The organism is uncultured Faecalicoccus sp. (assembly GCF_944327125.1).
GTDB lineage: Bacteria > Bacillota_I > Bacilli_A > Erysipelotrichales > Erysipelotrichaceae > Faecalicoccus.
Genome location: NZ_CALVGO010000061.1, coordinates 1 through 7,757 on the forward strand (window position 1 = coordinate 1; position 7,757 = coordinate 7,757).

Genomic DNA, 7,757 nt, shown 5'->3' on the forward strand with positions numbered 1-7,757 from the left:
AAAGATTTAACGGTAAGCTGTATTGCAGTTTTTTAATCCGATATCATGGGCTGAAAAAGTTCGTTATCGATTTTATCGATTTCTTCGGCAAGGTTAAGAGCGTGGTCGTTGATACGGGCATAATCGGTCAAGATGCGGGAGAAGGAGATTCCTAATTCGCTGGATATTGTTTTGTTTTTTAATCCCTGGATCTGCATATTTCTCCATTCCTGGGTGTTTTCATCGATGTGATCGTTATATTCACCGGCTTGTTTGAGATCAAAGATCAGATCATGCATTTTGAAAGTTCGGCTTTTCATCTTTTTTAGAATCTTTCTTTCTTCATCGGAACTTTTTTCTTTAGAGATCACGATGGCTTGCCGATCCATGTTGATGGCATAGTCCGAGATTCGTTCGATATCGACCAGCATCATATAATAGGCTGTTAAATTTTGAGAGACTTCCTGATTGAGATTTCCGTTTCCAAAGACTTCTGAAATATAATTGGAGATCGCATTATTTAAAAAGTTGACTGTTGTTTCTCTTTTTTGGATCGATTTAGAACGATCTTCCTGATAATGGATCAGCTGATCAAAGGCATCGCTGACATTGGCGTAGGCAAGCTCCATCATTCGCATGACCTCATCATGGATCTGCTGTACATTGATGGCCGACAACCCTATGATCTTATTGGCTTTGGGAAGCGGCTGCAGATACATCAAACCTTCTGAATCCATGGCCATTTTTTCGCCAGGCAGAATGCGTTGGGCAAAATCAGCCAGATACGTACCAAATGGCAACAACACAAGGGTCGTAACGACATTGAACAATGTGTGCATATTGGCAATCTGCTGCGGTGCATTGCCCGGTGTCCAGCTTTCCACCAAAGCGGTCAAAGGAGTCAGCATGCATACCGTTGTGAAAAGAATCGTACCGATGATATTGAAACTGAGATGAATGATCGTAGTTTGTTTGGCTTCCCGGCTAGTTCCAATGGATGCCAGAACGGCCGTGATACAGGTACCGATATTTTGTCCAAACAATACAAAAACAGAGCCTTGAAGACCAATAACACCGCTTCTGGCCAGTGCCTGCAGAATTCCTAAGGAAGCCGAAGAACTTTGAATCAATGCCGTGAACAGAGCCCCGACAAGAATACCGATGGCCGGGTTGGCAAACCGGGTGATCATGGAAATGAATAAAGCGGATTCCCGCAAAGGTTCCATGGATGAAGACATCATATCCATGCCGATAAATAAGATGCCAAGGCCCGCAAGGATCGAACCAAGAGAGTGCAGCTTTTGATTTTTTAAAAAGACGATCATCGCGACACCCGCAAACGCAAACAACGGAGCGATCTCACTGATATTTAACGCCACCAGCTGGCCGGTGATCGTGGTTCCGATATTGGCGCCCATAATGATCCAGACCGCTTGCCGTAAAGTCATCAGCCGGGCGTTGACAAAACCGATGACCATGACGGTGGTGGCGCTGCTGGACTGAATGATGGCCGTGATCACGGCACCGACAAGAACACCTAAAAAGCGGTTGGAAGTCAGCTTCTCAAGAATGGATTTTAACCGATCTCCAGCGGCTGTTTCCAAACCGTCGGACATCATCTGCATACCATATAAAAACAGGGCAAGTCCTCCCAGAAGCCCTAAGATCAAAGATAGATTCATATACGATCCCTCAAATTTCTTTCTATTGGAACATAGCCTTATTTTCTCAAGAAATGAGAGGGAATACAAATGATTTCACAAAATATGATGGTGCCTGCAATTTTTTTGTATATAATAAATTACACAAGGGGTAAGAATATGAAAATTAAGATATTTTTTATTATCGTGATAGGGGTCATTTTATTAGGAGGTTTTTACTTTTGGAACAATCCGGTTCTGTTAAAAGAAAATACCGTGGAAGTGGAAGTAAACAGTACGTTTGATCCCTATGAAAACATTCGGTTTGTTGTATTAGGAAACAATGAGGATGTGAAAGTCAAAGGGGAAGTGGATGTAGATAAACCGGGAGATTATACCATCACTTATGTTTTAAGAGATAAGTCCAAAACAGCAAATGTAAATGTGCGGGATACGCAAGGACCGGTTTTAAAAGTTCAAAACAAGACAGTCGATTTACATGAAGAAATTGTTCCGGAACTGTTTGTGAGTGAAGCAAAGGATGCTTCTGAATATGAACTTTCTTTTGAAAAAAAGCCCGATCCGGATACCGTCGGGAAACAAAAACTGAAGGTGGTCGCCAAAGATATTTATGGCAACAGCACAACTAAAAAAGTTACGGTCAATCGGGTCAAGGATGAAAACCCGCCGATTTTAAATATCGTATCGGATTTTAAGATCACACAGGGGGTCGCAGAAGACATCGCTTCTAAGATCACCGTTGAAGATGATTTTGATCCAAAGCCGTCTTTTGAACTCGATACCAGCAAGCTGGATATTTATACACCAGGCACCTATACAGTCGTGGCGAGTGCTCATGATCGTTCCGGCAATTCAATCGATAAGGCTTTTGAGATTGAAGTGCTCTTTAATCCGGAATATGCTGAAAAAGTCGTCTATTTGACTTTCGATGACGGGCCAAGCGACAACACCAAAGAAATCCTGGATATTTTAAAGAAGTACAATGTCAAGGCAACGTTCTTTGTGACAGGGCACGATCAAAATCATAGAGATTCTATTAAAAGAGCGTACGATGAAGGGCATTCGATTGGGCTCCATTCCTATACACACGATTATGCCAACATCTATTCTTCGACCGAGGCCTACTTTGCCGATTTACAGGCAGTCAGCGATATGGTGGAAGGAATCACAGGGAAAAAATCCGATATCATTCGGTTCCCGGGCGGCGCATCCAATACGATCAGCGCAAACTATTCCAAGGGAATCATGAGCCAGCTTGTCAAGATGGTTGCGGACAAAGGATATCAGTATTTTGACTGGAATGTCAGCTCGGGAGATGCCGAAGGCAATAATATACCGAAAGACGCTATCATAGAATCCAGCTGTACGGATTCTATGAATCATATCAATCTTCTTTTCCATGATTCCAGCCCAAAGGATACAACGGTGGAAGCCTTGGAAACGATCATTCAATACTATAAAGAAAAAGGATATCAGTTTCACCCTTTAACGAAGGACTCTTATGTGGTTCATCACGGAGTACAAAATTAAGTCTCTGAAATTCCAGAGACTTTTATTTTTAAGCCTTGCCTGCATTTTTGTCCAAAATCATTTGGGCCACAACCGATTTTTTCTGACCCGAGTTCATGGCAATCTGTTCAATGTAATGGTGCGCTTTTTCTTCGCTCCAGTGATATTGTTCGATCAGGACCAGTTTTGCCTGGTAGATCAGACGATCATCGCGGAGCTTTTTGTTCAACTTTTTTATTTGAATCATGCTTCTTTGTATTTGAATACGGCCGGCTTCCAGACAGCGTAACGCCTGATCGATCATGTCTTTGGGACAAGGGATCCCTAGAACGAAGATCCCTTCTTCTTTGACTTGGTAGACGATTTGATCATACGTTTCTTTTTTCGTCAACAACAAGATGCCGATCGGATATTGACTGGCACATTGTCTGGCTAAGCGGACTCCAAACTCATCGGGAAGAGGCAGCTGGATGATGCATAGATCAAAGATTTGCTGCCGCAAGTATGTTTGTGCTTCCTTCGCAGAAGAAACACCGACTCGTTGAGCCTCTGGCATAAGCTCATGCACAAGTTTAGAAAGCTTAGACGATGGACTGACGACTAAGATCTTAAGCATTAGTCTTTAGAAACGATATAGGCTTGCCAGATTGCTTCCGGAAGATTTTGCTTCACAAAATCACTGGATCTTGCGAGGTCTGAAGCCTCTTGAAGATTGCGAGGCAATGGCTGTAATTGCGAGAGGATCGTTTCATCCGCTTCGAATAAGTTTAGATCGACACTGGGCTGCGGTTCTAAGTTTTCCTGAATTCCCTCTAAGCCGGCTTCGATCAGGAGCTTGTAGGCAAGATAAGGATTGGCCAAACAGTCTGGAGAGCGAAGCTCGATTCGTTTGGTTTGATTTCGGGTTGCCGGGATGCGAATGGCCTGGGAGCGGTTTTGGATCGACCAGCTGACATAGCCCGGCGCTTTAAAAGAGCCCAAGCGCTGATAGCTTTTTTCGGAAGGATTCAAGAACAAGGTGATTTCCGCTAAACGACGCAAGATCCCGGCCATAAAAGACATTGTCAGATCTTTGGCCCTGTCTTGAGAAGAAATCGACATATTGATATGCATGCCGTTTCCGCTTTCTTCCTGTAACGGTTTGGGACTAAAATCTGCCACCAGTCCATTGGCTTTAGCGGTCGTTTTTACGACCCATTTAAAGGTCGCCGCATCATCGGCAGCGCGTAATGGATGGGAATGAAGAAAATCAATCTCATTTTGACCAGGTCCCTCTTCATGATGGCTGGCTTCCGGATAAAGCCCCATTTCTTCCAGGGTCAAACAGATATTTTTGCGGACATCTTCTCCGCTATCTTCTGGTGCGATATCCATATAACCGGCCTTGTCCAAAGGGATATAGGTATTGTTTCCGTATTCATCCGCTAAAAATAGATAGAATTCAAACTCGGAACCGATCTCGATTTGATACCCTTTTCCAACAGCTTTTTCCATCGTTTTTTTCAGTAAGTATCGGGTATCCAGTTCAAAAGGAGTTCCATCCGGATATTGAATATCACAATACATGCGAAGCACCGATCCATCTAAAGAACGCCAAGGCAAGATGGACATAGTGTTCGGATTAGGAACTAAGAAAAGATCGCTGTGGACATCTTGATCAAATCCATCGATGGCACTGGCATCGAAACTGATGCCTTCTTCAAAGGCGCGTTTTAATTCTCTGGGCAAGATGGAAATGTTCTTCTGTTTTCCAAAGACATCAAAATAGGCCAAGCGAATAAAGGTTACGTTTTGTTCTTCCACATAATCGAGGATATCTTGTTTTGTGTACATAAGCTTTCTCCCTTTTTTATGATTAGGTTATACAATAAACTACATTTTGTTTCAAATGTTTTCAAAAATTTTCATTTTGTGTTGACTTTCCCCTTTTTTTGATTAGAATAATGACCATAGAAAACGGCAAAGATGCCAGAATCAAGAAATCCTACGGGGTTCTTGTCTGCTCTTGCCGTTTTTTTTTATTTTTTAAAGGAGAAATCGATATGACAACAGACATCACAAAGATTTTTGGTTCCAAAGTTTTTAATGAAGACTGTATGCGGGAGGGATTGGCTTCCGATACGTATCGCGAGCTGCAGAAAACCATCCAGGAAGGCAAACCGTTAAACCCTAAAATTGCCAATGCCGTCGCTCATGCGATGAAAGAATGGGCCTTATCAAAAGGGGCGACCCATTATACGCACTGGTTCCAGCCGATGACCGGGGTCACGGCGGAAAAACACGACGGCTTCATCAATCCTATCGAAGGCGGCAAAGTTCGTTTGACCTTTTCTGGGAAAGAATTGATCAAAGGGGAACCAGATGCTTCCAGCTTTCCCAATGGAGGGCTTCGGGCAACCTTTGAAGCCCGCGGGTATACGGCCTGGGATCCGACTTCCTATGCCTTCATCAAAGATAATGTTCTCTGTATTCCGACGGCATTCTGTTCTTATACAGGACATGCCTTAGATAAAAAGACGCCTTTACTGAGAAGCATGGAAGCCATCAATATTCAAGCTTTGCGCATCTTAAAGCTCTTTGGCAATGAAGAAGTGACCTCTGTGAAGACCACCGTGGGACCGGAACAAGAATATTTTTTGGTTGATAAAGACTATTACGCAAAACGAAAAGATTTGATCTATACGGGACGAACTTTATTTGGGGCGCCGTGTCCGAAAGGACAGGAGATGGAAGATCACTATTTTGGAACGATCAAATCTCGAGTACAGGCCTTCATGAAAGATTTGAATGAACAACTGTGGGAACTGGGGGTCTCGGCCAAGACTGAACATAATGAAGTGGCACCGGCCCAGCACGAATTGGCCCCTGTCTTCTCGACGACCAACATCGCAACCGATCATAACCAGCTGACGATGGAGCTGATCCAGCGCATCGCAAAGAAACACGACATGGTCGCCCTGCTTCATGAAAAGCCGTTTGAAGGCATCAACGGGTCTGGAAAACATAATAACTGGTCGATTTCCACCAACACGGGCAAGAATCTCTTAGAGCCTGGAGATACACCTTATGAAAATGCCCAGTTCCTATTGTTCCTGGCGGCCATCATCAAAGCGGTCGATGAACACCAGGATCTGCTTCGCTTAAGCGTAGCCAGTGCCGGCAATGATCATCGTTTAGGAGCCAATGAAGCTCCGCCGGCCATCATTTCTGTATTTTTAGGGGACGAACTCAACGATGTGTTAGAGGCAATCGTCAACGAGACCCCTTATGACGGAGCCGAACATAAACTGATGAAGATCGGTGCCAGCGTACTTCCTAAGCTTCCTTTGGATACAACGGATCGCAACCGTACTTCACCGTTTGCGTTTACCGGAAATAAATTTGAATTCCGTATGCCGGGATCCAACTCCTCCATCTCCGGATGCAACTTTGTGATCAATACGGTTGTCGCCGATGAACTTCGTCAGTTTGCGGATGTCTTGGAAGGTTCTGTTGATTTTGAAGCGACGCTGCACGATCTGATCAAAAACACGCTGAAGCATCATAAACGAATCATTTTTAACGGGAACGGATATGATGATTCATGGATCGAAGAAGCCGAGAAACGTGGGCTTTTAAACCTTCATACAACCCCTGATGCTCTGCCTTATTTCATCCATGAAGAAAATATCGAACTCTTTGAAAGAATGCACGTTTTAGATCGAGAAGAAATGATGTCTCGTTACGAGATTACCATGGAAGAATATACAAAGATCATCAATATTGAAGCTTTGACGATGATCAATATGGCCCAAAAAGAGATCTTGCCGGCAGCCGCACAATATGCGAAACAGTTATCCGATGCGATCCTTTCTAAACGAGCCGTCTGTGAAGAAATCGAATCAACGTATGAAAAAGAAACGGTAAAGAAGATCTCCAAAAAGATCCAGGCAGCCTACCAAGCCTGCCAGGCATTAGAAGAAAAAACAGATCGTCTGCATCGGATCGAAGATTTTGAACAAGCCGCTTTCTTTGTTCGCGACGAGATCTTATCTGCGATGGATGCTTTGCGAAAACCATGCGACGAACTGGAAACACTGGTGGATGAATCCCAATGGCCGTTTCCAACTTATGGAAAATTGTTGTTTGGCATTCTATAGAATCCCGGCAGTAGAGTTTACTGCCGGATTTCCGTACTTTTAGGAAGGGTGATGTTATGTGTACGATCTTCGGCTATTTCAGCTCTCGGGCTGACTTGGAAACGGTAAAACGATCTTTGATGCCGACAATATCCAGAGGGCCTGATGCGATGCGGATCCAGAAGGTCGAAGGCGGGATCTTAGGGTTCCAGCGCCTTTCAATCATGGGACTGACAGAAAGCGGGATGCAGCCGTTTTCTTATCAGGGAAACTGGGTCGTATGTAATGGCGAGATCTATGGGTTTCGTTCGATCAAACGCCGTTTGGAAGAAAATGGAGTCCGTTTTGAAAGCGACAGCGATTGTGAGATCTTGCTTCCGCTGTATGAAGAATTAGGCTGTGACATGTTTAAAGAACTGGATGCCGAATTTGCCTGTATTTTGGTCGATACCAAAGAGCACCATGTCATTGCCGCACGAGATCCCATTGG

The 7,757-nt window shown here is 44.0% G+C and carries 5 protein-coding genes and 1 pseudogene; 3 read left to right on the plus strand and 3 right to left on the minus strand.

Features of this window, described 5'->3' with window-relative positions; genetic code table 11:
• Nucleotides 1-32 precede the first annotated feature (32 nt).
• Complete coding sequence (locus Q0K03_RS06585; RefSeq protein ID WP_297238927.1) at nucleotides 33-1,661, minus strand: Na/Pi cotransporter family protein; 1,629 nt, start codon at nucleotides 1,659-1,661, stop codon at nucleotides 33-35.
• 138 nt (nucleotides 1,662-1,799) lie between these two features.
• On the opposite strand from Q0K03_RS06585, the gene Q0K03_RS06590 reads away from it, so the two are divergent.
• Entirely contained in the window at nucleotides 1,800-3,170 is a 1,371-nt protein-coding gene (locus Q0K03_RS06590; RefSeq protein WP_297238928.1) for a polysaccharide deacetylase family protein, read from the plus strand.
• 28 nt (nucleotides 3,171-3,198) lie between these two features.
• Here Q0K03_RS06590 and Q0K03_RS06595 read toward each other — a convergent pair whose 3' ends face one another.
• Both Q0K03_RS06595 and Q0K03_RS06600 read right to left on the minus strand, forming a co-directional pair.
• On the minus strand, nucleotides 3,199-3,765 hold the full coding sequence (locus tag Q0K03_RS06595; protein ID WP_297238929.1) for an ANTAR domain-containing protein: 567 nt from the start codon (nucleotides 3,763-3,765) through the stop codon (nucleotides 3,199-3,201).
• Nucleotides 3,765-4,982, minus strand: a complete 1,218-nt coding sequence (locus Q0K03_RS06600; RefSeq protein ID WP_297238930.1) for a glutamine synthetase family protein — start codon at nucleotides 4,980-4,982, stop codon at nucleotides 3,765-3,767. Before Q0K03_RS06600 ends, Q0K03_RS06595 begins: the two co-directional genes overlap by 1 nt.
• A 209-nt stretch (nucleotides 4,983-5,191) precedes the next feature.
• Between Q0K03_RS06600 and Q0K03_RS06605 the strand changes: the two genes are divergently transcribed.
• Both Q0K03_RS06605 and Q0K03_RS06610 read left to right on the plus strand, forming a co-directional pair.
• Nucleotides 5,192-7,288 (plus strand): glutamine synthetase III, encoded by a 2,097-nt coding sequence (locus Q0K03_RS06605; protein ID WP_297238931.1) that lies wholly within the window; start codon nucleotides 5,192-5,194, stop codon nucleotides 7,286-7,288.
• 56 nt (nucleotides 7,289-7,344) lie between these two features.
• Nucleotides 7,345-7,757, plus strand: a pseudogene (locus tag Q0K03_RS06610) (asparagine synthetase B); the annotation flags it as partial.